Raw genomic sequence first — 26,237 nt, 5'->3', positions numbered from 1 at the left:
CTTCAGGATTTAGTCGAGCGATACATGACAAATTCACCAGAAAAGACATTCTCATTCTGGACGAAGCTATTAACTTCAACCGTTGTCCGGTCTTTCCGTTGATCTGTCACTACAGCTTTCGCAACTACTCGCTCTCCTTCATTAACCTGACTTGAAAAGCGAATATTTGCTTTTGCTGTCAGTGCAAGCTCATCATCAATTATAGCAACAGCAAGTGAATTCGCCTGCGCAAAAAGGTGATGTCCTCTTGCGATTTTGTTTCTTGAAAAAACGTGTTCAGGGCGAATGTCCAATATGGAAATTGCACTTTCATCAAGCTGTAAATCGACCACCTGACCGATTACTTCATCAATCGGAAGTGCTTTCACCTCATCAAGCTGCTGTTGTGCCACATACTTAATTCGCTCTCTTAATTCTGGAATGGAGAGCTCAAGACGATCCAGTCTGATGGTTTGAATGCTTACATTAAATTTATCAGCAAGCTCCTCATCTGTGATAAAGGGAGTGCTCTCAATCGTTTCCTTTAGCTGACTTTGCCGATCTTTCTTACTCCTCTTCATATACTACCGCCGCCTATCTAGCATTAATAAACGGATAAAGAGGATCAAGTTGATCCTCTTTATCTCAGTCTTATGACTAGGTCCTAAAAGGTAGTATATACCGAGCATGTTGATTATGCAAGCTAATCCAATTTTTCTCCACTTAAAACGCCCTGCTCTGTCAGATAGTCTCGTAAACTGCGGTATGTCCCATCTTCCCAAAATGCGGTGGACTCTACGAGAGCAGCTGCATCATTTCGAGCTACTTCTAGCACGCGATAATCATGCACCAGGTCGGCTACTTTAAATTCAGGCAAACCACTTTGTTTACGTCCAAAAAAGTCTCCAGGTCCTCGAAGTTCTAAATCACGCTGAGAAAGAACAAAGCCATCATTCGATTCTGTCATAATTTGCATTCGCTCTTTGCCTACTTCAGATTTCGGATCTGCTAGTAATATGCAATAAGATTGCTCACTTCCACGACCTACTCGACCTCTCAGTTGATGAAGTTGAGCAAGGCCAAATCGTTCTGCATCATAGATTACCATAATTGTCGCATTTGGGACGTTTACCCCAACCTCAACAACCGTTGTAGATACAAGAAGCTGGACGTCATTCGTACTGAATTCCTCCATTACGGCTTCCTTTTCATCTGAGCTTAGACGTCCATGCATTAAACCTACTTGATAGTCAGGCAATGCTGTTTGCATTTGAAAATGAACATCAATCGCATTTTGTACATCCAACTTCTCTGATTCTTCAATAAGCGGGCAGATCACATAGCCCTGTCTGCCATGATCTAATTCTTTTTTCACAAAATCGATAACACGCGGTAGCATTCCTGGCTTTGCCCAATATGTCTCAATTGGTTTACGCCCTGCAGGCATTTCATCTATCGTCGAAACATCCATATCACCAAATACCGAAATAGCAAGCGTCCTTGGGATAGGTGTTGCCGTCATATAAAGAACATCCGGACTTAATCCCTTTTCTCTTAGCACTCTGCGCTGTCCTACTCCAAACCGATGCTGTTCATCCGTAATAACTAGGCCAAGATTTTGAAATACCACTTCATCTTGTATTAACGCATGTGTCCCAATTAATAGATCCACTTCTCCAACCGCGAGTCGTTCAAGTATCTCTCTACGCTTCTTACCTTTCACAGACCCAGTTAATAGTTCCACCTTTAGTCTGTTACCTAGGAGATCCTGAAATGATTCGTAATGCTGTTCTGCTAGAATTTCCGTCGGAACCATTAACGCCCCCTGGTGACCAGCTAAGTAAGATGCATATAAGCCAATAGCCGCTACTACAGTTTTACCAGAACCTACATCACCTTGGAGCAGGCGATTCATGCGATAGGAGCTTTCCATATCCTTCAATATCTCTCCTACTACGCGATTTTGTGCGCCTGTTAATGGAAAAGGAAGGCTTTGAACAAACTCCTCTAATTTTTCTTTTTCAAAAACTTGAGAAGCTCCTTCAGTGCTTTCACGTTCCCTTTTTCGGAAAATCTGCATTTTTAACTGAAATTGGAGTAGTTCTTCATAAACAAAACGACGTCTCGCTTGCTTAAGTCCTTCATGAGAAGGAGGCGAATGCATCATTAAGACGGCATCCTTCCTTGGCATCAACTTATACCTTTCAAGCATTTGAGGTGGAAGGTTTTCTTCAATTTGTTCTCCAAACTGATTCAAAGCAAGCTGGATATATCGCTTCATTGCCTTCACCGTCACGTCTCCACCTACAGGATAGATCGGCTCAATTGTACCGTCTGGGTTATGACTGGAGAACGTGATTTCATTTGCTGAAAGCGTCATTTTATGTTGATCCCATTTGCCAGTAACGGTAACAATCTGTCCTAACGTAAACTGCTTTTTTAGAAAAGCACGATTAAAAAAAACGGCTGTTATGAGGAATTTCCCTACTAACAGCCTTACGGACAATCGTGATTTTTTCTTTCCATAAAAGCGAACTACCGGTTCACTATGAACTTTCCCTTCAAGTGTAGCTCGCTCTTCATGTTTCACATCAGCGAGATCTTTCAACTCATAATCTTCATAGCGAAATGGAAAATATTCAATTAAATCTTGTATTCTGTTTATGCCGATTGATGAAATAGACGCTGCTTTCTCATCACCAATTCCTTTTATCTGTGTAATCCGATCGTCCATTGATCTTCACTCATTTCCTATCAAGGGATACTCCAAATATTTTCGCTTCTAACTCTCGGCCAGTTGGCGTTGCTGCAAGTCCTCCTTGAGCCGTTTCTCGAAGAGTAGAAGGCATAGATTGCCCAATTTTGTACATTGCATCAATCACTTCATCACATGGAATGCGACTCGTAATACCTGCAAGAGACATATCTGCTGCAACTAGTGCGTTGGAAGCGCCCATGGCATTTCGCTTAACGCAAGGAACCTCGACAAGTCCAGCTACAGGGTCACATACAAGACCAAGCATGTTCTTAAGTGCAATCGCAAACGCATGAGAAGATTGTTCAGGAGTACCACCCATTAATTCTACAATCGCTGCCGCAGCCATCCCAGTTGCTGATCCTACTTCAGCCTGACAGCCACCTGCAGCACCTGAAATGGAAGCATTATTAGCTACAACAAACCCAAATGCTCCTGAAGTAAAGAGGTATCTCACCATCTGCTCTTCTGTAGGATTCACTTTCTCCCGAATTGCGAAGAGTGTCCCAGGTACCACTCCTGCAGACCCTGCTGTTGGCGTCGCACAAATGGTTCCCATCGCTGCATTCACTTCATTCGTAGCGATCGCTTTACTTACCGCATCAAGCATTGTTTGTCCGGATAGTGAATTCCCTGTCTTCATATAGTTTTGAAGCAGCACTGCATCTCCGCCAGTTAATCCTGAATGAGAGCGAACATCCTCATTAATTCCCCGTTCAACCGCTTGCTCCATAACAACAAGGTTATTTTTCATTTGAGCATAAACTTCTTCTCGGGTATTTCCTCTGAAGTCCATTTCCTGTTCAATCATAATTTCAGAAATTGGTTTATTTTTCGATTGCGCTAATTCTACTAGTTCTGCTACGTTACGAAACATACCCATTCCTCCTCTATATCTTAATCGCTAATTTTTGCGACTTGAATAATATTCGGTAACAACTCAACCTCATCTAATACAACTTGAGGGATATTTTGATCCACTTCAATCGTCATCAATGCTTCCTTGCCCTTTTCTTTTCGTGAAACGTTCATATGACCGATATTAATTTCATGCTTTGCTAACGTATTAGATACACCTGCAATGGCACCGAAACGATCATTATGGACTACAAGAATAGCTGGACTGTTCCCTGAAAGACCGAGCGCAAACCCATTTAACTCAATGACTTCGATTTTACCTCCACCTATCGAGATCCCGACAAGCTCAAGTTCACCCTTCTCATCAGTGAGATGAATTCGAGCAGTATTAGGGTGATCTGTTAAGGCATCCTCTTCAGTAAAACGAACTTTGATTTTCTTCTCTTTTGCAATTGTAAGCGCATTCACTATTCGCTCATCGTAAGTATCAAAATCAAGCACGCCACCGACTAGGGCAACATCCGTACCGTGTCCTTTGTACGTTCTTGCAAATGAACCATAAAGAGAAATTGTAATCGTCTTTGGCTCACGACCAAACAAATGTCTAGCAACTCGACCAATTCTTGCTGCTCCAGCCGTATGGGAGCTTGAAGGACCAATCATAACAGGACCAATAATGTCAAAAACACTGCGAAACTTCACATTGATGCCACCTTTCACCATATACACTTTATCTCACAAAAGATGTTCTTTACAGAAAAAGAAAACCTGGCTCAAGCCACGTTTCTTTTTCTGCAAATATGAAACATTTATTCCACTGCCATGATATAGCTATATATCGGCTGTTTACCTTCGTGAAGTTCTACTTCTACTTCATCAAACTGCTCTTCAATATAAGCAACAATACTTTCAGCTTCTTCTTGATCTGTATCTTCACCATATATGATCGTAACGATTTCATCATCTTCGGTAATCATAGAAGACAGAAGCGACTTCGCGACTTCAAGACGTTCCTTTTCAGAAACAATAATTTTGCCATCTGCGATTCCCATGAAATCATCTTTTGTAATATCGATACCATCAATCTTTGTATCTCTAACCGCAAACGTAACTTGTCCTGATTTAACAGATGAAAGGCTTTCTTTCATTGCTTCCTCATTAGCTTCAGGATCAACCGATGGATTGAAGCCAAGAAGACTAGAAATACCTTGAGGAACTGTTTTAGAAGGAATCACAATTACATTCTCATCTACGACTGAAGCTGCCTGCTGTGCAGTCATCACAATATTACTATTATTCGGTAAGATAATAATATTCTCAGCATAAACTTCTTCAATCGCTTTAATGATATCTTCGGTACTTGGGTTCATCGTCTGGCCACCTGGGATCACATAATTCGCACCTAAGCTTTCAAACAAAGTAGCGATCCCGTCTCCCATGGAAACCGTAATAATTGCGTATTTTTTTCGTTCCGCCGGCTTCTCCTGCTTAACAGGCTCGGGACGTTCTTCTTTTAAGATTGTAGAATGCTGCTCACGCATATTCTCAATCTTAATTTTAATTAAGCTCCCGTAATTCTGTGCATACGTCATAATATTTCCCGGGTACTCTGTATGCATATGTACTTTAACGAGATCTTCGTCAGATACAACCAAAAGCGAATCCCCATGTTTATCGAGTTCGTTTCGGAATGCTTCCTCATCATATGGCGATTTGGCAAGCTTCTCATTTTCGAATTGAACCATGAACTCTGTACAGTAACCAAATTCAATGTCTTCCGTTTTCATATGACCCTGCGCACTTTTGTGGTGCTCAGCTCTAACGAGTTCGTCCATTTTCTCTTGGTCAACGGATGAATCGGGCGTTTCTTTTCCTTCTAGAACCGCTAGAAACCCTTCATAAATAAGTAAAAGTCCCTGGCCACCTGAGTCAACGACACCGACTTCTTTCAGAACTGGAAGAAGATCAGGAGTACGATTGAGGGATTCTTTCCCCTCTTTAACTACTACCTGCATTAATTCAACCACGTCTGATATTTTCTTTGAAGACTTCACTGCTTTTCGAGCAGCGTCTTTAGCTACTGTAAGAATTGTACCTTCCACTGGTTTCATAACGGCTTTATAGGCAGAATCCACCCCGTTTTCAAGAGCAGCGGCTAGTTCAACACTTGTGATCTCAGACTTTCCTTCGATCGATTTCGAAAATCCTCGAAATAGCTGAGAAAGAATTACGCCAGAGTTTCCTCGCGCGCCCATTAATAATCCTCTTGCAAAAAGAGATGCGACATCTCCTACTTTATCTGAGCTGCTCGATCTTACTTCAGCTGCTCCAGACGTAATTGTTAAGTTCATGTTTGTACCAGTATCTCCATCCGGCACTGGAAAAACATTAAGCGCATCTACCATCTTGGCATTCTTTGAAAGGTTGTTTGCTCCTTCAAGGACCATTTGCGCAAAACGCTTCCCATCAATCTTTTGAATCGTCACAGACTTTTCCTCCTAACTCCGTTTAAGGGTTCGTTACTCTAACCCCTTGGACGTATATGTTTACTGAATCAATTGATAGCCCAAGCATTTGATCAAGCTGATATTTCACTTTTGTTTGCACATTGTGGGCTACTTCAGAAATCTTAGTACCATAGCTCACGATAATATACATGTCAATGTTAAGGTCGTCGTCTTCTTCTTTGCGAACGACAATCCCTCTGCTAAAGTTATCTTTTCCCAATAGTTCTGTAATACCATCTTTCAATTGCTTTTGTGAAGCCATTCCAACGATACCATAACAATCAATCGCAGCGCCACCTGCAATCGCAGCGACTACTTCCGTCGAAATATCAATCTGTCCGTATTGGGTTTTCATTTCAATTGCCATTATATTTCCTCCCTTAGCGATTTGGGTACTGATCTTTTGACTACTTCTATCCTCGTATAGATTCTGTTCATAAAAAATGGCTAAGTTACTGAACGATGAGTAAAACGAATGTTTCAAGCAAATGAGCCAAAATCGAGAATTCAACACTATAAGCTTACATAGCCAAAATAATAAATAAAATAAATCCTATGCACAGCTACCGTTATTTTACTACACTATTAGTCATAATAAAAGTTCATCGTATAAAACCTCTAATATGATAAGCTTTTACTGTTAAGTTTTTTTCTTGATAAGACGTGTTAAACATCTTGCATTCACTACACCTACATGATACTATAGTGGAGGATTTATCCTGCACTTCTTGTGCAATGTAGGACAGTAAGGAGGTAGAAACAATGGCTAAATGTGCAATCACTGGACGCAAAACTTCGTTTGGTAACAAACGTTCTCACGCGTTGAATACAACTAAACGTAAATTTGGTGCTAACCTTCAAAAGGTACGCATCATGGTAGATGGTAAACCTAAGAAAGTTTATGTATCTGCTCGTGCTCTTAAATCAGGCAAAATCGAACGCGCATAGTAACATGCAAAAAAGCACCCACACGGGTGCTTTTTTTGTTTCTAAGCTATTCATTTTTTTTGAAAGACCCTAGCACTGCTCTCACAAACCCGCCGAGAAACTTTGGTAATTTAATCGTATAGAACTTCATATTTCCCCCTCCTCAGAAAGTCAAAGATGGACCCCAGGATGAACAATATGAGAATATAAGATGCATTACTATTATATTCGCCGAAATTAAAATAGTACCTAAACCTGCTCGGCGTCCGAACTTCTTACCACCAATAGTATGCCCTGATTAAATGAATAAGACCCATTTTCCTCGATCAGTTCATTGCTAATACATAAACTTGACCCCCATGAAATATGTCTATTCTTAAGGGGATAACGATATCCAATTAGCGTTAAGCCTTTGACTTCAGGAGTAAAGGAGAGAAAAGACATATAGGGAAAACGATGATCCTTTTGGACAGTATATGTGCCAGGCTCTTTCATTTCCAATCGATTTAATTTATCCTCAATAGCAAGCTTCACGTGTGACTTCACGCCCTTAATTAACATCTGAACGTTCATCCAGCTATGATCAAGCCTACCACCTGTTACCCCATACATTGTAATCTCTTCAGGATCTTCATCGATGGCCCAATCAAGAGCGATTTCTAAATCTGTGTGGTCCTTTTCAGAAGGATAGACTGTAAACGATAAATCGTGTGACTCCATCCATTCTCTTTCTTCATTGGTTACTGAGTCAAAATCCCCAAATCCATGTTCAGGAATAATGTTGTTTTTCAGAAGCGTATAGACGCCTCGATCGACCCCAATCCACCTTACATTTCTTTCAGTCAAAAGATGAGTTGGAAGATCTTCTTCCGGTCCTCCTGCAACAATATAAATAGGCTTTCTCATTGCTCATGCACCAGCTTAGGTGCTTGATGTGAGAGCAGCGCCAGGACGACAATTGATACAGCAGCAGTTGGTAACAAATAAGATGCATTATAAAGAAAGGAATATAAGGCCACAGGGGTACCTTCTGGTGCCATTTCGCCGAACCAGATCACCCCAGATATAAAATGACTCACAAGTCGAAGCAATGATCCGGTTAAACAGCCAAGAATGATCATGGTGATGCGTTTCCGTTTCGCCTCGTCAACTTTGACACTAAAAATCCCCGCCATACCGACAACCATAAATGCAATTGGATAATCTAGTAGAAATTGAATAGGATGCACATAAAAAGGCGGCACGATTAGAGGTTGTAAAATACCAACTAATAGCCCTGTCGTTAAACCGGCACCAAGTCCTCTTCGATAAGCAATTAGAAAAATAGGTACCATAGCTAGCGACACAGAGCCGCCATTTGGCCAAAGCCTGAGTGATAATAAGTCTAAAATCACTCCAACCGCAGCCATTAAAGCTATTTCTACAAGCAAAAGAAGTCGATTATCTTTCTTCATGAATCATAATTCCTCCATAACCTAAACTTTTGTATAAAGTCTTATTAAAAAACAGCGGGAGGAGCCCCGCTGTTTTATGATTGACGTATCTGATCAATGGCTGCTTTCCGATCAGATTGATTATAAATGGCTGAACCCGCTACGAGAACAGTGGCACCTGCTTCAATACATGCACGAGCCGTCTCCGCGTTCACACCACCGTCTACTTCGATTTCAGGAGCTACACCATGAGAATCTGCTAGCTGCTTCGTTTCCGTAATCTTCGCAAGAACTCTCTCAATAAAAGCTTGACCTCCAAAGCCTGGGTTGACCGTCATCAATAGGACTAGATCTACATCCTCAATCACGTGCTTAATGGAATCAACCGGAGTCGCAGGATTAATAACAACTCCCGCCTTCACACCTTTACTTTTAATGAGCTGAATAGTGCGGTGGAGGTGTGGACAAGCCTCTGCATGAACGGTCAAAATATCCGCTCCAGCTTCAGCAAACTCTTCGATATATTGGTCAGGATTTTCTATCATAAGATGAACATCAAGCGGTAGTGATGTCACTGGACGAAGAGCTCGTACGATTGGTGCACCAATCGTAATGTTCGGAACAAAATGACCGTCCATCACATCTACGTGAATATAGTCAGCACCTGCTGCTTCTACGTCTTTTACTTCTTCACCTAATCTGGCAAAGTCTGATGCCAAAATAGAAGGGGCGATTTTTATCATAATTAATACCTCCGTTTTTGGTCCTTAATTTCCTGGAAGAAAGAAGAATAATGGTCATAGCGATACGCTTGAATCTCTTCTTTTTCGACGGCTACTTTTACTGCACAACCCGGCTCTGATTGGTGGGTGCAAGCGCGAAATTTACATTCACTGCTTTTCATTCTGATCTCTGGGAAGTAGAGCCAAAGATCATCGGCTTCAATTCCTCTAAAATCCAATGAGCTAAATCCAGGAGTATCTGCAACAAGGCCTGAGCCGAAAGGAATAAGTTCTACATGTCGCGTCGTATGTTTTCCTCGGCCAAGGTGAGTCGATATATCACTTGTATCTAGTTCAAGGTCAGGATTAATAGCGTTTAATAAGGAAGACTTCCCTACTCCTGACTGACCTGCAAACACCGTTACCTTTTCTTGGAAATGAGGCTCAATTTCTGAAACGCCTGAAAGGCTTTGAGCAGAAGAAACGATGACGTCATACCCAATCTCACGATAATCATCAGCATAGGCCATGATCTCACTTTCTTCCGCCTCTGCAACCAAATCAATCTTAGAAATACAGATGATTGGCTGAATATCACTAGCTTCAATGTGCACAAGAAATTTATCAAGAAGCTGTGTGTTAAACGTAGGTTGTGTTGCTGAGAAAACAAGAAATGCCTGATCAATATTAGCAATAGGAGGTCGAACCAATTCGTTTTCTCTCTCCTTTATTTCCAATACATAGCCATCCGTTTTGTTCTCGGCTTCATACCTTACAAAATCACCAACAAGTGGCGTGATTTTTCGCTTCCGAAAATTCCCTCTTCCTCTGCACTGATAAATTTCCTTATTCTCTTCATCCTGCACGTAATAAAAGCCACTTAGCGCTTTAATTATTCTTCCATCTGCCATGTAGGACTCCTTACTCATTTTTTCCATATTTTTGTTTCGCTTCGTCATACGTTATGGTTTTCGAATTTTCCTTTTTTTCTTTCCCATCGACATATGTTTTGTATGATGCTTCCTCACCGGGGTAAATGGTTAAATCAAACTTAATCTCTTTCGTTTCTGTAATCGTTTCAGAGATTTCTTCTCCTTCTGTCGTTGAATCCTTATAGAGAATTTCAATTAAATGCTCTTCTCCCTTTTTTACATCGATTTTAAACGAATTTGGAACAACGATTGCCTCATCTTCCGGCGAAGGTTCTGGTTCTGGTTCTGGCTCCGGTTCTGGTTCTTGCTCCGGTTCTGGCTCTGGCTCTGGCTCCGGTTCTGGCTCTGGACCTTTCGATAAAGTAATTGTAATCTCATCGCCTTCTTTCACTTGAGCAGCAGTACTTGGAGAGTGAGATAGGACGGATCCTTCTTCTACAGAATCGCTAAATTCAGGCTCATCATATACGAGCTTTAACTTCTCGTCGACTGCATATTCTTCCGCTTCAGCTTTCGTTTTACCTTTTAAATCTTCAAGAGGAAATGCCCCAGGCCCTAAGCTATACCAAATCACGATTGCGTCTTCTGTTGGAAGGACCATTTTCCCAGCTTCAGGACTTTGATCAAATATTTCACCTTCAGGAGAATCGCGGTATTCGTCTTCGAATTTTATATTCTTAAATCCCTGTTCTTTTAATAAAGCTTCCACTTCATCTTTCTGTTTCCCTATATAATCACCGAGCTCTGTTTTTTCAGCCCCTTCACTGACATATAAAGTAACGGTGCTATCTCCCTTCACCATCGTACCTGATGTTGGATCCTGCTTAATAACATCATCTTCCTCGACTTCTTCGCTAAATTGCTCTTCCTTTTTAACATCTAGATTTTGTTCAATTAAAGCTGATCTTGCTTCTTCATAAGTCATTCCAGATACATCAGGAACTTCAACATCACTTACTGAGAAGAGGTCAGGAATAAAAGTAAATGCAAGCGCGGCTGCACCACCTAAGAGGAGGAGAATCACTAAAACAATAACAGCAATCTTACCGGCCTTTTTCTTCTTTTTAGGTGGCGGATCATCAGACTCTGTCGTTTGCACAGGTTCTTGAGGCCTTGTCTCCTGCATTTTGTCACCAAGACGGCCAGGAGTTACTGGTGCCAACACTTTTGTGGCATCTGCATCATCCTGCTCAGGTGCTTTATCGTAAATTTTAGTTGGACTTAGCGACATCTCAAGCGCTTCATAAAGCTCTTCCGCGTTTTGGTAGCGTTGAACAGGGTCTTTTGCCATAGCTTTCATAATAATATGTTCCACGTTTTTCGGAAGAGAAGTGTTAATTAGGCTTGGTTTAGGAAAACGATCTTGTAAGTGCTTTAGGGCAACAGATACGGGGGAATCACCCGAAAAGGGAAGAACACCCGTGACCATTTCGTAAAGAACGACACCAAGAGAATAAATATCTGACCGTTCATTTGCTACAGCGCCCCGCGCCTGCTCAGGTGAGAAGTAATGCACAGAGCCAAGAACGGAGTTAGTATGCGTAATTGTTGCAGATGTCACGGCCATCGCAATTCCAAAATCCGTTACTTTTGCTTCTCCGTAGTCGTTTATTAGAATATTATGAGGTTTGATATCTCGATGGATGATGTGATTCTCATGTGCATGCTCAATTGCGGACGTCATTTGCTTCATAATATCAATGGCTTCCTCAATCGGCAGTGCTCCACGGTTGCGAATTTTTTGCTTAAGCGTTGTTCCCGGTACGTATTCCATGACGATATAGTAGAAGTCTTCTTCTTCCCCTACATCAAAGATGGAAACGATATTAGGATGAGCTAGACTCGTTGCAGATTCTGCTTCTCTTCGAAATCGCTTTATAAAATCATCATCTTGAGAAAATTCGGGCCGAAGCAGCTTGACAGCAACTGTACGATCCAGAATTAAATCTAAAGCTCGATAGACGATTGCCATTCCGCCGTCACCAATGACTTCAAGCAGTTTGTAACGTCCATTTATGTGCTTTCCTAGCATGAGCCTTCACTTCCAGAAATAGAGGAATTCTCAATAATCGCAACTGTGATGTTATCTTCTCCGCCTGCTTCATTTGCTAAGCGAATGAGTTCTGTTCCCTTCTCGTGGAGAGATCGGTCAGAGTTCATAACTTCCTCTAATTCACGATCAGAAACTTTGTTCGTTAAACCATCTGAGCAAAAAAGGGCCGATTGATTCTCATCCCATTCAAAGGTATGCACGTCTACCTTAACGTTTTCATCTGTTCCAATCGCACGTAATAATACATTTTTTCGAGGATGATCTTCTGCTTCTTCTTCTGAGAGCTGACCACTTTTTACGAGTTCATTCACAAGTGAATGATCACTTGTTTTTTGATCAAGAACACGATCGCCGAATAAATATGCACGGCTATCGCCTACATGACCAATTGTAATAAACTCATTTGTACATATAGCTGCTACAAGAGTCGTCCCCATTCCGGAATATTCAGGTTTTTCTTTAGAAAAGGCTAGGATTGTTTCATTCGCTTTACGAATGGTATGTAATAGCCATGCTTCCGCTCTTCCCGGGCGAAATCCAGCTTTCTCTTCTTCCCAACTCATTTCCATCGATTCAACTGCTAGAGCACTGGCAACGTCACCTGCCTGATGACCGCCCATCCCGTCTGCAACAATTACGAGATACTCATTTAGACTATTGTGCACAACCTTCGTGCTATCTTCATTGTATGCCCTTACTTGTCCTTGATCAGTTAATGCTATTGCTTGCATGTGATTACCCCGTCTCCTCTTATCACAAGAATGCGGGAAGAATCGCCTTTTACAAGACGATTCACCAGCACTCAGCATTATTTTTTAACTAAACACGCGATATAAAATCCATCCGTACCAAAATACTGTGGTAGCAACTGTAACTGTCCATCTTCACAATACGTTCTTACTTTTTCTGGTAATCGGTTTGAGAATGATTCATCTAATGAAAAATCAGGATGCTCTTCAAGGAACTGTTTTACCACTTCCTGGTTTTCTGCTCCTTCTATTGTACACGTACTGTAAACCATTTTTCCACCTGGTTTTAAAAGAGAAGCTTGAGAAGCAAGGATGCCTTTCTGAACACTTGTAATCCGCTCAATGTCATCTTCTTTCTTTGACCACTTAATGTCTGGTTTTCTTCTTAGCACTCCGAAGCCTGTACACGGCGCATCAACAAGAATACGATCAAATGATTTTGACTTGAACCGATCGGCAACGTTTCTACTGTCGAGCGTTTCTGCTTCAATAGCGCGGAGATTAAGACGCTGTGCCTGTTTTTTAATTAATTTAACTTTATGAGGATGCAAATCAAGTGAATTCACATGTCCTGATCCGTTAAGTCTTTCTGCAATATGAGTAGATTTACCACCAGGAGCTGCACAAGCGTCGAGGACTTTTTGACCTGGCTCAATTCCAAGCGCTCTTGCAACAAGCATCGAGCTTTCATCTTGAATGGTTAAATCGCCGCGCTTATACACTTCAGTATCAAGCACTTTCCCCTGGATCACCTTGACGGCATCTACTGAAAGACTACCTTCTACAGCTTCAACACCCTCTTTTTTCAGGTCTTCGATAACTTGATCAACAGAAGTTCGTACTATATTCACACGCGCTGTCACATATGGAGAAAGAAGATTTTCTTCACACATCGCCTCTGTCGCTTCCACACCAAGCTGATCAATCCAGCGTTTGACGAGCCAGAGCGGATGACTTTTCGCAATGGAAATGCGTTCCGCGACATCTTCAATATCTTCAGGATTCTTCAGTCCTTTTCTTTGGGTATTGCGAAGTACCCCATTCACCATTCCACTAATGCCTTTGTGTCCACGTTTTTTTGCTATTTCAACTGCCTCATGGATGATGGCGCGATCTGGTACACGATCAAGATAAACCATTTGATAAAGTGAAAGTTGCAAGAGAGAAATGACCCACGTCTGGATTCTCTTACGATTTGTTAGAAAATCATCTAAGTAGAAATCCAGTGTATTCTTTCGCTGAATCGTACCGTATACGATTTCTGTTAATAAGCCTGTATCTTTCCGGCTTAGCTTATGCTTCTTAATCGTTTCATTCAGCAATAAATTGCTGTATGCCTGGTTTTTGTTAATCTTTTCAATTACATCAAGTGCTGCTTCTCTTACATTTGTCATACTATTCACCAAATCTCTCATTTTTCTCGAATGTTCTTGCTTGTAAATACTGTGCGGATGTCATACGTTTTTTGCCTGATGGTTGAATCTCCGTTAACTTGATTGCTGTTGAGTTGCCTGTTGCTACGACCGGACCATCTGCATCCGTATATAAAACAGAACCTGGATCTGCCTTCACAGCACTCTCTACTTTCTCAGCCCACCAAATCTTCATCACTTTTCCATCATACTCTGTAAACGCGACTGGCCATGGATGCAATCCACGTACATGGTTATAAATTTCTTCACCAGTCTTCGTCCAGTCGATCTTCTCCTGCTCTCGTTTAATGTTAGGGGCAAAAGTAGCCTCTTCATCGTTTTGCTGTACAGGAGTTAATTCACCATTTAGAAGCTTTGGCAACGTTTCTTTCAAAAGCTCAGAGCCTGAAATACTTAATTTATCATGAAGTGTTCCAGTATTGTCACGTTCTTCAATAGGGACAACGGACTGTGTTAGGATATCGCCTGCGTCCAATTTCTCAACCATATACATGATCGTAATGCCCGTTTCTTTTTTCCCCTGAAGGATGGAGTAATGAATCGGTGCGCCTCCGCGAAGCTCAGGTAGCAATGACGCATGAACATTAATACAACCGTATTTCGGTGCATCAAGCAGCTGTTTTGGTAGAATTTGTCCAAATGCAGCCGTTACGATCAAATCAGGTTCTAAATCTAGAATAGGCTGAAGCTGTGCAGGGTCTTTCACTTTCTCAGGTTGTAACACCGGAAGTCCATGCTTTTCTGCAGCCACCTTAACAGGAGGAGGCGTAAGCACTCTTTTTCTGCCTTTTGGACGATCTGGTTGTGTCACTACACCAACAATGCTATAACCTTCTTCTACAAGCATATCAAGAACAGGAACTGAAAAATCTGGTGTACCCATAAATACAATTTTCGTCATCGTTACTCACTCTCTCCTTCCTGTTCAGGATCGACATACCGAATAACCTTCTCAGTAAAAAGCACGCCATGAAGATGATCGATTTCATGCTGAATCGCTCTCGCAAAGAACCCCTCTGCTTTCAGTTTGAATTCACGTCCAAAACGATTTTGCGCTTTTAGTGTGATCGTATACGGGCGTTCAACTTCTCCAAATAATCCAGGAAAACTTAAACAACCTTCTAGATCCACCTCTTTACCAGAAGCCTTCACGATCTTAGGATTGATTAATTCTAAAGCTTCTTCCTCTCTCGTATCAACAACTGCGACTTGCTGTTTAATGCCAATTTGCGGAGCAGCTAGACCCACTCCATCTGCTTGATACATTGTCTCAAACATATCATCAAGCAACTGATGCAATTCTTTATCGAAATGCTCGACAGGCGCGCATTCCACTTCAAGCACCTCATTCGGGTGCAATACAATATCTCTAATAGCCACTCATATACTCCCTTTCACATTCTACATCATCATATAAGGCTGGGTATCAATGGACAGCTGCAGTCCTCCGCGGCTAATTTCCTTCGAAAAGTGCTTTTGGATTTCTTTTAAATGATGATGTAAGTTCGGTTCAGTTTTGTATTTTATCATGCATTGATAACGATATCTATCTTTGATCCGTGGGATAGGTGAAGCAACAGGACCGAGAACCACACTAGCTTTGGATAAATGATCCTTTAAATAGCCCGCAATTTTCTCGGTCACATCAACCGTTTTCGTTAGCTCTTCGTGTGAGACGTTCACCATGGCAAGAAAGTAAAACGGCGGATAGCCAAATTGTTTTCTTGTTAGCATCTCACGCTTATAAAACGACTGGTAGTCATGATCAGCTGCCATTTCAATACTGTAATGTTCTGGCGTGTATGATTGAACGATTACCTCTCCCGGAAGCAGGTGACGCCCGGCACGTCCACTAACTTGCGTGAGCAACTGGAACGTTTTCTCAGAAGCACGAAAATCAGGTAGATGGAGCATTGCATCACCCGCTAAAACACCAACGAGCGTTACGTTCGGAAAATCAAGACCTTTTGCGATCATTTGAGTACCAAGTAGAATATCTGCTTTTCCTTCTCCAAATTGGTTCAGGAGCTTCTCATGCGCTCCTTTTCTCCTTGTCGTATCAACGTCCATTCGAACAACCCGAGCTTCCGGAAGAATTTTCGTAAGTTCTTCTTCCACTCGCTGCGTGCCTGTCCCAAAGAAGCGAATATGCTCGCTTTCACATTCAGGACAGCGGCTTGGAAAGGATTCTTCATGGCCACAATAGTGGCACCGCATTGTTCCATTGATTTTGTGATACGTTAAGCTGATATCGCAATGAGGACATTCCGCCACATACCCACAGTCCCGACACATGATGAATGTTGAATATCCTCTTCGATTTAAAAAGAGAACCGTTTGCTCCTTTTTTTCAAGTCGGTCTTTCAATTTGTCATAAAGATCATTTGAAAACATCGACCTGTTGCCGGCTCGCAATTCTTCTCTCATATCGACAATAGATACAGCAGGCATTGCCTGCTTGTTTACTCTTTCTAATAATTCAAGGAGTGTATAGACACCTTTAGACGCTCTTGCATAAGATTCGAGTAACGGTGTAGCACTGCCTAGTACGACGGGACACGCGTAGTGCTCTCCGCGCTTAATGGCTACATCTCTCGCATGATACCTTGGGTTTTCTTCCTGTTTGTAGCTACTCTCATGCTCCTCATCAATAATAATGATGCCAAGATTCGTAAAAGGCGCAAAAACCGCCGAACGTGCTCCAACAACTACTTTCACTTCTTTTCGATGAATTTTACGCCATTCATCGTACTTTTCTCCCCGAGAAAGACCGCTATGTAAAACAGCGACTTCTGAACCGAATCGACTTTTGAATCTGGTCACCATTTGTGGTGTTAATGAGATTTCAGGGACGAGGACAATTGCCTCTTTTCCTTGTTCGAGCACACGATGAATCGATTGCAAATAGATCTCTGTTTTCCCGCTCCCTGTTACGCCATGAATGAGAAACGTCTCGTGATGACGATTTTCAATGCTATGAAGAATTGGGGTAATAGCTTGTTCTTGAAGATCAGTTAGGTCTAGGGCAGTTGAAGGTGTAAACTCTCGACCCTTATAAGGATCACGATAAAGCTCCACTTCTTCTTCCTTTAATATCCCTTTTGACACAAGCGATTTGATCGTAGACCGGGTTGTATCGAGCATATCCATGAGCTCTTTATAAGAAACCGCGCCTTCATATTGAATAAAGTGCTGAATAATTTCCTGCTGTTTCAACGCACGATTACCCATTTGTTCTTTTTCGCTTTGAAGTTGGTCCTCACTAAGAGCTGCGGAAACAGAAAGGATTGTTTTCGGCGCCGTTTTCTCTTTCACATCATAGCGTACTTCAAGCTCATCATTTTTGATAGCTCGATTTAACTCCTTATGGCTAAAGTGGGAGAGAAAGTCTTCCCACTTCACAACGTTTGAAGAAGTGAGCATGCGATGCCATGGTGCCGCTTCATTCGAACGGTTTCCGAGCACAACTGATTTCGTTACATTCGCTTTCATCGCTGCAGGTAACATAACTTGAAGAGCTGATACGGCATAGCAAAGTGCTTTTTCAGTTAGCCAGAATCCAAGATCAAGTAATTCTTTTGTCAACACTGGCGTAACATCTTTCACTTCACTTATTTCCTTCAATTTTGCATGCTCTGATTCACTAACGACAGAGATAACGAACCCCTGAATTTTTCTTGGACCAAAAGGAACGACAACCCTCATTCCAGGTTCGATCATTTCCTCCCATTCTTCAGGAATAGCATAATCGAACATACGATCAGTTTGATTTGCTGGTACGTCAACGATAACTTTAGCGATCATGAATGAGTCACGTCCAGACGTATCACTTCATCCAATATTCGATTTGCGGCTTCATGTTTTGACTGTAATGGAAGATCTACTCGCTCACCATCTTTTCTAAGGAGCGTCATCACGTTTGTATCTTTGTCAAAACCTGCTCCCTCCGCTTTAATGTTATTCGCGCAGATAAGATCAAGGTTTTTCTTTTCTAATTTCTTTAGAGCATATTCATCTAACCGCTCTGACTCAGCAGCAAAGCCGACGAGTATTTGGTCCTTTTTCTGCTGTCCAAGGGTCCATAAAATATCTTTTGTTCGCTCCATTTCTATGACCATGTCATCATCTGACTTCTTCATTTTCTCAGTAGAGACCATAGAAGGACGGTAATCAGCAACTGCAGCTGCCTTAATGATCACATTAGCATCAGCAGAAGCTGACAGGACAGCTTGGTACATCTCTTCAGCTGTTATCACATTAATACGTTGAACTCGTTCAGGAGTCGTTAACGTAACAGGACCTGCTACAAGCGTGACGTCTGCGCCACGTTTCGCGGCCTGCTCGGCTAGAGCAAAGCCCATTTTCCCGGATGAATAATTTGTAAAGTAACGAACGGGATCAACCGCTTCACGAGTTGGGCCTGCTGTAACGACGACTTTCTTTCCAGACAAGTCCCCTATATCATCTTGAAAATATGTTTCGAGCGTTGAGAGAATGTCTTCTGGTTCTGCCATCCGACCTTTGCCAACGTAACCGCACGCGAGTAAACCTTCTCCTGGCTCAAGAAAATGACAGTTGAAGGAGCGCAGTATATCCATATTCTTTTTCACCGCAGGATGATCGTACATATGAACGTTCATGGCAGGGGCTACAAAGACCGCCGCCTCTGTAGCAAGTAATGTGGTGGACATCATGTCATCTGCAATTCCATTAGCTAGCTTACCAATCATGTTCGCTGTTGCAGGCGCAATCAAGACGAGATCGGCCCAATCTGCCAGATCAATATGAGCAACTGAAGCTGGATCTTTTTCTTCGAACGTATCTCGATACACATCATTTCGGGATAACGTTTGGAATGTTAACGGCGTTACGAATTCAGTCGCTGAATCTGTCATTAACACTTTTACTTCTGCACCTGTTTGATACAGCTTGCTCGTAAGTGCCGCTGCTTTAAACACCGCAATTCCACCGCTCACACAAAGCAAAATTTTCTTCCCTTTGATACTCACCAGATTCACCTTCCATCTTATTAGTTAACATAATATAAATATCGTCACCTTGATAATTATGGCGATCGTAATGGAATTCTCTCTATAGAATCAAGAAAAAAATAACAACCTATTCTCATAGGTTGTTACTTCTTAATCAGTCTTCTATCATTCCATCAGCAAGTAGTTTGCCATCAAGCACTTCTTCAAGCGCTTTGCCAACAGCCTTAACGGACTTTGGACGATCAACATAAACATTACCAGTTTGTTGAATCGTGCGTGCACGCTTAGCTGAAAGTGTTGCAAGTGTGTACTTTGAATCAATGCGGTCCATTAGTGAGTCAATCGATGGGTATAAAATCATAATTAAACCTCCGTTACATTCTTATATTTATGTGCAAGACGATCACGTCTTAGGTGCTCTGCTGTAATAATAGCACGAATTCGCTCGCAAGCTAATTCAACTTGATCATTTTCAACGATATAATCGTATTCATCAATCAATTCGATTTCCTCTTTCGCTACGCCCATACGGTTATCAATTAAATCATTTGATTCCGTACCGCGGTTTACGATGCGATTTCTAAGCTCTGTTAAACTAGGAGGCATTAAGAAAATGAAAGCTCCTTCAGGAAAATGCTTTCGTACTTGCTTTGCTCCCTGAACTTCAATTTCAAGTAGCACATCTCTACCTGACTGCAATGTCTCTTCCACATAGTCAACAGGCGTACCGTAATAATTGCCAACGTAATGGGCATATTCGAGTAGCTTATTATTCTCGATCATCTCTTCAAATTCCTCATGAGATTTAAAGAAATAATCGACGCCGTTCACTTCACCTTCACGCGGTTTACGGGTTGTAACAGAAATCGAATACTGTACTTCAGCCGCATTTTGCATGAATGCTTTTCTGACTGTTCCTTTTCCGACACCAGATGGGCCTGATAGAACAATTAACAATCCACGTTCTTTTTCCATACTTACCTCCACTTAATTGATGCTACTCGTCTGAAAGCTCGTCTTTGTTTACTAGACGCTGAGCTACTGTTTCAGGCTGGACTGCCGAAAGAATAACATGGTCGCTATCAGAGATAATAACAGCTCGTGTTCTTCGTCCGTATGTTGCATCCACAAGCATATTGCGGTCCCTTGCAACAGTAATGATTCGTTTGATTGGTGCCGATTCTGGACTAACAATTGAGACAATTCGATTCGCATTCACAATGTTGCCGAATCCGATATTGATTAATTTAATACTCATGGTCGTTCCTCCCAGGAATCACGATTCTATTTTTACACCAGTAAGGTGATTTTAAACAAAGCGTTCAGGCTATTCAATATTTTGAACCTGTTCACGAACCTTTTCCACTTCGCTCTTAAGATCAACAATATGCTGGCTGATCTTATGGTGTTGAGACTTGGAACCGATCGTATTCAGCTCCCTATTGATTTCCTGTACTAAGAAATCAAGTTTCCTTCCAACGACACCATCACTACTAAGAATATCATGGAATTGGGCCAGATGACTACGGAGCCTGATGATTTCTTCATCTATACTCGCTTTATCTGCAAGAAAAGCTACTTCAGATAATATCCGGGCTTCATCCACTTCATCTAATTCTTTAAAACTTTCAAGCTTTGTGCGGATCCTGTTCTCAAAGGCTGTCGTTACTTCATGAGAAAGGAGTGAAATAGAAGTCATTTGATCATTCATGTTCGCAAGTTTTCGGCGTATATCTTGATCAAGTGCCTTTCCTTCGATCTGACGCATCTCAACGAGCTTATGAATAGCTTGATTTAGCGTATAAAAAATCGATTCCTCAAGCTGATCGATGTTATGCTCCTTTTCATTCACTTGAAAAACATTCAGATTCATCATGGTAGAAGCTGACAAATCTTCTTTCAAATGATAGCGTTCTGTAGCTTGTTTCAAAATCGTTATGTATTGATCTAGCAAGTGCCAATCTACTTGAACATCAGATGATTGAAAATCAGCTCCATCGATGGTTAAATAAAGTTCGATTTTCCCACGATTGACATAGCTCTGAATCGCCTTCTTCATCTTACCTTCTAGATGAAAGACTGCTTTTGGCATGCGAAATGTTCCATCAAAGTAGCGGTGATTCACAGACTTCATTTCGATTGTTACTTGAACACCCTCATATACATTTGACGCTCTGCCAAACCCGGTCATGCTCTTAACCATATTATCACATCCATTAGCTATTCTAACCAATTGTACCACTTCATCAAACCGAAACAAAGGGATATCTCTCTCGACTATACGTGCTACAACAGAAAAACAGAGGGGGCTACCCTCTGCTATGTTTTCTTCTAAAGAGTGTTGTTCCAGCCAGGAGAAATGTTGGAATGCTTGAAAAGACAAGAATTAACATCCATTCTCTCATCGATAAATAAGTTGTATGGAAAATCGGTTGTAATGGTTCATAGTAGATTACTGCCAGAAGCAAGCCAACGGAAGATAGGACAGCAAGAACCAACGCTTTATTCTCAAATGGATTTCGGTGAAAAATCGACCGTTCGCTTCGACAGTCAAAAACATGGATTAATTGCGCAAGAACGAGCGTTGAAAAAGCTACAGTTTGCGCTTGAACGAGGTCATTTGGGTTTTCATTGTAACAGATCATAAACGCTGCTAATGTACATGCTCCGATCATAATCCCTCTAGAAATGATTTTCCAACCTAACCCTCTTGCAAATACGCCTTCTTTCGGCTTGCGTGGGTCTCGCTTCATGACGTTACCCTCTGCAGGATCAAGTCCAAGTGCCATTGCTGGCAACCCGTCTGTAACGAGGTTCACCCATAGAATTTGAATGGGTACGAGAGGAAGCGGCAGCATGAGCAAGATAGCAAATAGCATGACGAGAATTTCGCCTACATTAGATGCTAATAAATAGCGAATGAATTTTCTAATATTCTCGTATATGTTTCTTCCTTCTTCAACTGCGTCTCGTATTGTAGCAAAATTATCATCGCTTAAAATGAGCGATGACGATTCTTTTGCAACATCAGTTCCTGTTTGTCCCATTGCAATACCGATATTAGATGCCTTAATAGCCGGAGCATCATTTACTCCATCCCCTGTCATTGCGACAACATGCCCTTTATTTTGGAGGGCTTTTACAATCTTTAATTTATGTTCAGGCGACACACGAGCAAAAACATAGATGTCTTCAACTTGATTTTCTAGTTCTTCTACTGTCAATGTCGATAGCTTACTTCCTTCCATTACTTTGCCACGCTCTGGTAGAATCCCCAGGTTAAGAGCAATCGCTTTTGCTGTTGTCACATGGTCCCCTGTGATCATGATCGTTTTGATGCCTGCTGTTTTACAATCTGCAACTGCTTGCTTCACTTCTTCCCGTGGAGGATCGATCATACCTTCTAAACCGACAAATGTTAAGCGAGATTCAGCCTGAACGCTATGTAGCATATTCTCTTCATTTTGTATCGGCTTAAAAGCAACTGCAATAGTTCTTAGAGCTAAACTACCAAACGTATCAAGCTGCTCCTGAATTTGTTTCTCATAGCTTTTGCGTAATGGCGCTTTCTTCTCACTCCAAAGAACTGATTCACATTGCTTTAAAACAATATCCGGTGCCCCTTTGGCAATGACATAGCGTTTACCCGAAGAATCTTCCACAATCATACTCATCATTTTCCGATTAGAATCAAAGGGAAACTCTTGAATGATGGTAAACTCTTCTTCTCTTACATCCTCTGTTAACCCAGCCTTCATCGCAGCGGCAACAAGTGCTCCTTCAGTTGGATCTCCATCAAGAACATATTCACCCTTTTTCTCTATCACTCTTGCATTACTACAAAGAAGACCAAACGTCAGAAGTTGCTTCAAAGACCGTTCATCATCTGAGTAGACACGCGTATTCCCTTTAAAAAAGTCACCGTAAGGAGAATACCCCGATCCGGTCACATCCCACGTTTCCCCTCCAGCCCACAGTTTTGTAACCATCATTTTATTTTGTGTAAGTGTTCCTGTCTTATCAGAACAAATGACTGTCGCACATCCAAGTGTTTCAACAGACGGTAGTTTACGAACAATCGCTTTCCGTTTACTCATTCTCTGCATGCCGATCGCAAGCGCAATGGTCACAATCGCTGGCAATCCCTCAGGAATTGCTGCCACAGCAAGCGATACACCAGCTAAAAACATGCTATATACATCGCGGCCTTGAATGATCCCAAGGACGACAACTAACGCTGTTAACATAAGCGCTGCTGCGATTAAGATTTTACCCAGCTGTTCGAGTCGATGTTGAAGAGGCGTTTCCATCGTATCCGCTGATTGAATTAAGTGAGCGATCTTTCCCATTTCGGTCTTCATTCCTGTTGCTGTTACAATGCCAATCCCTTTTCCCTTCGTAACGAGCGTGCCCATGAATCCCATATTGTGCTGATCCCCTAGCCCAGGATGTTCATCCGGGATCGGCTCTGGATGTTTGTTAACTGGCAATGACTCCCCCGTTAAGGCGGATTCTTCAATAAGCAAGCCCTGACAAGAAAAAAATCGCACATCTGCTCCAATTCGATCTCCACTTTCCATTCGTACCATATCTCCGATAACAGCTTCTGAAGCTTGAATTGTTGTCCATTCTCCATCACGAAGGACCCTCATCTTTGGAGATGACAACTGTTTCAACGCTTGGAGAGACTTCTCTGCTTTTCGCTCTTGAACAAAGCCGAGTATCCCATTCATTAAAATGATTAGGATAATAGCAATGGCATCGAGATACTCTCCAAGTAAACCGGAAATCAACGTAGCTGCAAGAAGCACAACGACCATAAAATCTTTAAATTGGGCTAAGAAGATTAAAATCATAGATGGCCTTTCTACTTCATCGAGCTGATTCAATCCAAATGTCTTTCTTCTTTGGACCGCTTCTTTTGAGCTAATCCCTTCATCGCTTGTCTCTAATTCCTCTTTCACTTCCGCTTTTGTCATGTTATACCAATTCATTTTCTCCACCCCGATCCTGCACGTAATCTCCCTAATAATTCATCTATATTCAGACAAGCTCAAAAAAATGCTATACTAAGAATAATGTCTATTGATAGGAATGTAGGTGAACAATATGTCTTTTGACGGTATGGTAATGAGAGCCGTTGCACACGAAACAAATGAATTGTTAAAAGGTGGACGAGTTACGAAGATCTATCAGCCTTATGCAACTGATTTATTACTTGTTATTCGTTCAGGTGGTAAAAATCATCAGCTGTTATTATCGGCGAATCCATCTTATGCAAGAATTCAAACAACACAGGAATCCTATGCAAATCCAAAGGAGCCTCCAATGTTCTGCATGCTTCTTCGTAAGCACTTAGAAGGTAGTATTGTAGAAGAGATTAAACAAATCGAAAATGAACGCATCATTCACGTCACATTTAAAGCACGTAATGATCTTGGTGACTTAACAACAAGAACGTTAGTAGCTGAAATTATGGGGCGTCATAGTAACGTTATTCTACTTAACGAATCAAATATGATTTTAGATAGCATTAAGCATCTTTCACCGTCTGTAAACAGACACCGGACGGTTCTTCCAGGGCAGGATTATATTGCACCTCCTGCACAGAACAAAATTTCACCGTTCGGCTTAACGAGAGATGATTTTCTAAGACAAATTGATTTCAATGCAGGTAAACTAAGCCAACAGCTCGTTCAAGCTTTCGGTGGACTTTCACCACTGATTGCAAAAGAAGTGATTCACAGGGCAGGACTGGCTAACCGCACAACTCTACCGGAAGCCTTCTTTGATGTCTTCCAAAAGCTAGAGCAACATCACTACAAGCCACAAATGGTAACAGAAGCGAAAGAATTCTTCTCTGTTGTTGAGCTGTCTCACTTATCAGGAGAAAAAAGAGAATTTGAATCTGCTAGCGAACTGCTCGACCGCTTCTACTATGGAAAAGCTGACAGAGATCGCGTAAAGCAGCAGTCGAATGATCTAGAGCGTTTTCTTTCAAATGAATTAAAGAAAAACGAGAAGAAAATTCAAAAGATCACTCGTACGATTCAGCAGGCACAGGAAGCCGATACGTATCAACTACTTGGCGAACTGTTGACAGCAAACATGCATATGGTGAAGCGCGGGGATAAAAAGGTAGAAGTAATCAACTATTATGATGAAGATGGTGGAACAGTTCTCATTGAGTTGAATCCTCAGAAAACACCTTCTGAAAACGCTCAAGCCTATTTCAAAAGATACAGCAAAGCAAAGAATTCGATATCTGTTCTTGAAGAACAAATCAGCATGGCCCATCAAGAAATTGCGTATCTGGAACAGCTGATTCAACAATTAACCTCGGCCTCCCCACGTGACATAGAGGAGATACGTGAAGAGCTTGAAGAAGAAGGATACATTAAGAAACGTCGTAAAAAGAAGAAATCCAAACCAACGAAACCTCAGCTTGACGCTTACGTCTCGTCAGATGGTACGGAAATACTCGTTGGGAAGAACAACAAGCAAAATGAGTATTTGACGAATAAGCTTGCTGCTCGAGGAGAAACGTGGCTTCATACGAAGGATATTCCGGGATCTCACGTGGTGATTCGAACGAAAGAATACACGGAGGAAACGCTCCTTGAAGCAGCCAACCTTGCCGCCTATTTCAGTAAAGCACGCGAATCTGGTTCAGTGCCGGTTGATTATACCGAAGTACGTCATGTCAAAAAACCAAACGGTGCCAAGCCAGGGTTTGTGACGTATGATCAACAAAACACTCTTTATGTAACACCTGATCAGGATTTGATATTTAGGATGAAGAAGTAATTTCAAATTCATAACGAAAGAAGGGCTGATCGCAATTGTATAGCGATCAGCCCTTCTTTTTTATTCATACTAAAAGATTTCTTCTATTACC

General features: G+C 41.7%; 25 protein-coding genes. 2 read left to right on the top strand and 23 right to left on the bottom strand.

All coding sequences use genetic code 11. The annotated features are described in order from the left end of the window. Nucleotides 1–2: 2 nt before the first annotated feature. The 6 genes from fapR to IQ283_RS17520 form a co-directional block, all read right to left on the bottom strand. Entirely contained in the window at nt 3–560 is a 558-nt protein-coding gene (gene fapR / locus IQ283_RS17545; RefSeq protein WP_194221392.1) for a transcription factor FapR, read from the bottom strand. A gap of 122 nt (nt 561–682) precedes the next feature. Continuing rightward, nucleotides 683–2,713, bottom strand: a complete 2,031-nt coding sequence (gene recG, locus IQ283_RS17540; RefSeq protein WP_194221391.1) for an ATP-dependent DNA helicase RecG — start codon at nt 2,711–2,713, stop codon at nt 683–685. Nucleotides 2,714–2,723: 10 nt separating this feature from the next. Further along, nucleotides 2,724–3,611, bottom strand: coding sequence for an L-serine ammonia-lyase, iron-sulfur-dependent, subunit alpha (gene sdaAA / locus IQ283_RS17535; RefSeq protein WP_194221390.1), 888 nt, complete (start codon nt 3,609–3,611; stop codon nt 2,724–2,726). A 20-nt stretch (nt 3,612–3,631) separates the two neighbouring features. Further along, nucleotides 3,632–4,294, bottom strand: coding sequence for an L-serine ammonia-lyase, iron-sulfur-dependent subunit beta (gene sdaAB, locus IQ283_RS17530; protein ID WP_194221389.1), 663 nt, complete (start codon nt 4,292–4,294; stop codon nt 3,632–3,634). Between the two features lie 107 nt (nt 4,295–4,401). Beyond that, on the bottom strand, nt 4,402–6,078 hold the full coding sequence (locus tag IQ283_RS17525) for a DAK2 domain-containing protein (RefSeq protein WP_194221388.1): 1,677 nt from the start codon (nt 6,076–6,078) through the stop codon (nt 4,402–4,404). Between the two features lie 22 nt (nt 6,079–6,100). Beyond that, complete coding sequence (locus IQ283_RS17520; protein ID WP_194221387.1) at nt 6,101–6,466, bottom strand: Asp23/Gls24 family envelope stress response protein; 366 nt, start codon at nt 6,464–6,466, stop codon at nt 6,101–6,103. A 395-nt stretch (nt 6,467–6,861) separates the two neighbouring features. On the opposite strand from IQ283_RS17520, the gene rpmB reads away from it, so the two are divergent. After that, the gene (gene rpmB, locus IQ283_RS17515; RefSeq protein ID WP_098443343.1) at nt 6,862–7,047 is read left to right on the top strand and encodes a 50S ribosomal protein L28; all 186 of its coding nucleotides are present in this window, start codon (nt 6,862–6,864) and stop codon (nt 7,045–7,047) included. 46 nt (nt 7,048–7,093) lie between these two features. On the opposite strand, the gene spoVM is transcribed toward rpmB, so the two are convergent. The 17 genes from spoVM to IQ283_RS17430 all read right to left on the bottom strand — a co-directional run bounded on the left by spoVM (nt 7,094) and on the right by IQ283_RS17430 (nt 24,333). Then, a complete protein-coding gene (gene spoVM / locus IQ283_RS17510; protein WP_048309835.1) occupies nt 7,094–7,177 on the bottom strand; it encodes a stage V sporulation protein SpoVM in 84 nt (27 codons plus the stop codon). A gap of 98 nt (nt 7,178–7,275) precedes the next feature. Next, a complete protein-coding gene (locus IQ283_RS17505) occupies nt 7,276–7,932 on the bottom strand; it encodes a thiamine diphosphokinase (protein ID WP_194221386.1) in 657 nt (218 codons plus the stop codon). Continuing rightward, nucleotides 7,929–8,480, bottom strand: coding sequence for an energy-coupled thiamine transporter ThiT (gene thiT, locus IQ283_RS17500; protein WP_194221385.1), 552 nt, complete (start codon nt 8,478–8,480; stop codon nt 7,929–7,931). The genes IQ283_RS17505 and thiT overlap by 4 nt, the downstream gene beginning before the upstream one ends. A gap of 74 nt (nt 8,481–8,554) precedes the next feature. After that, nucleotides 8,555–9,202, bottom strand: a complete 648-nt coding sequence (gene rpe / locus IQ283_RS17495; RefSeq protein WP_194221384.1) for a ribulose-phosphate 3-epimerase — start codon at nt 9,200–9,202, stop codon at nt 8,555–8,557. A gap of 2 nt (nt 9,203–9,204) precedes the next feature. Then, nucleotides 9,205–10,092 carry a ribosome small subunit-dependent GTPase A gene (gene rsgA / locus IQ283_RS17490; protein WP_194221383.1) on the bottom strand — a complete coding sequence of 296 codons (888 nt, stop codon included), beginning with the start codon at nt 10,090–10,092 and terminating at the stop codon, nt 9,205–9,207. A 10-nt stretch (nt 10,093–10,102) separates the two neighbouring features. Further along, a complete protein-coding gene (pknB, locus tag IQ283_RS17485) occupies nt 10,103–12,145 on the bottom strand; it encodes a Stk1 family PASTA domain-containing Ser/Thr kinase (RefSeq protein ID WP_194221382.1) in 2,043 nt (680 codons plus the stop codon). Continuing rightward, nucleotides 12,139–12,897: a Stp1/IreP family PP2C-type Ser/Thr phosphatase gene (locus IQ283_RS17480; RefSeq protein ID WP_194221381.1), complete on the bottom strand. Its 759-nt coding sequence runs from the start codon at nt 12,895–12,897 to the stop codon at nt 12,139–12,141. The genes pknB and IQ283_RS17480 overlap by 7 nt, the downstream gene beginning before the upstream one ends. Before the next feature lie 77 nt (nt 12,898–12,974). Further along, entirely contained in the window at nt 12,975–14,309 is a 1,335-nt protein-coding gene (gene rsmB / locus IQ283_RS17475; protein WP_194221380.1) for a 16S rRNA (cytosine(967)-C(5))-methyltransferase RsmB, read from the bottom strand. Between the two features lies 1 nt (nt 14,310). Further along, nucleotides 14,311–15,249 (bottom strand): methionyl-tRNA formyltransferase, encoded by a 939-nt coding sequence (fmt, locus tag IQ283_RS17470; RefSeq protein ID WP_194221379.1) that lies wholly within the window; start codon nt 15,247–15,249, stop codon nt 14,311–14,313. A 2-nt stretch (nt 15,250–15,251) separates the two neighbouring features. Continuing rightward, a complete protein-coding gene (def, locus tag IQ283_RS17465) occupies nt 15,252–15,728 on the bottom strand; it encodes a peptide deformylase (protein ID WP_194221378.1) in 477 nt (158 codons plus the stop codon). Nucleotides 15,729–15,749: 21 nt separating this feature from the next. Beyond that, the gene (priA, locus tag IQ283_RS17460) at nt 15,750–18,152 is read right to left on the bottom strand and encodes a primosomal protein N' (protein ID WP_194221377.1); all 2,403 of its coding nucleotides are present in this window, start codon (nt 18,150–18,152) and stop codon (nt 15,750–15,752) included. Next, nucleotides 18,149–19,351, bottom strand: a complete 1,203-nt coding sequence (gene coaBC / locus IQ283_RS17455) for a bifunctional phosphopantothenoylcysteine decarboxylase/phosphopantothenate--cysteine ligase CoaBC (protein ID WP_194222284.1) — start codon at nt 19,349–19,351, stop codon at nt 18,149–18,151. The genes priA and coaBC overlap by 4 nt, the downstream gene beginning before the upstream one ends. A gap of 142 nt (nt 19,352–19,493) precedes the next feature. Next, the gene (gene rpoZ / locus IQ283_RS17450) at nt 19,494–19,700 is read right to left on the bottom strand and encodes a DNA-directed RNA polymerase subunit omega (protein ID WP_202407214.1); all 207 of its coding nucleotides are present in this window, start codon (nt 19,698–19,700) and stop codon (nt 19,494–19,496) included. 2 nt (nt 19,701–19,702) lie between these two features. Further along, nucleotides 19,703–20,314 carry a guanylate kinase gene (gene gmk, locus IQ283_RS17445; RefSeq protein ID WP_194221376.1) on the bottom strand — a complete coding sequence of 204 codons (612 nt, stop codon included), beginning with the start codon at nt 20,312–20,314 and terminating at the stop codon, nt 19,703–19,705. A gap of 22 nt (nt 20,315–20,336) precedes the next feature. Continuing rightward, nucleotides 20,337–20,597, bottom strand: coding sequence for an extracellular matrix/biofilm regulator RemA (remA, locus tag IQ283_RS17440; protein WP_159782328.1), 261 nt, complete (start codon nt 20,595–20,597; stop codon nt 20,337–20,339). Nucleotides 20,598–20,666: 69 nt separating this feature from the next. Beyond that, nucleotides 20,667–21,542: a YicC/YloC family endoribonuclease gene (locus IQ283_RS17435; RefSeq protein ID WP_194221375.1), complete on the bottom strand. Its 876-nt coding sequence runs from the start codon at nt 21,540–21,542 to the stop codon at nt 20,667–20,669. Between the two features lie 106 nt (nt 21,543–21,648). Beyond that, nucleotides 21,649–24,333, bottom strand: coding sequence for a calcium-translocating P-type ATPase, SERCA-type (locus IQ283_RS17430; RefSeq protein WP_194221374.1), 2,685 nt, complete (start codon nt 24,331–24,333; stop codon nt 21,649–21,651). 115 nt (nt 24,334–24,448) lie between these two features. Between IQ283_RS17430 and IQ283_RS17425 the strand changes: the two genes are divergently transcribed. Next, nucleotides 24,449–26,146, top strand: a complete 1,698-nt coding sequence (locus IQ283_RS17425) for an Rqc2 family fibronectin-binding protein (RefSeq protein WP_194221373.1) — start codon at nt 24,449–24,451, stop codon at nt 26,144–26,146. The last annotated feature ends 91 nt before the right edge of the window (nt 26,147–26,237 follow it).

Source organism: Pseudalkalibacillus hwajinpoensis (genome assembly GCF_015234585.1).
GTDB lineage: Bacteria > Bacillota > Bacilli > Bacillales > Guptibacillaceae > Guptibacillus > Guptibacillus hwajinpoensis_B.
This window is presented reverse-complemented; position numbering and strand designations above follow the sequence as displayed.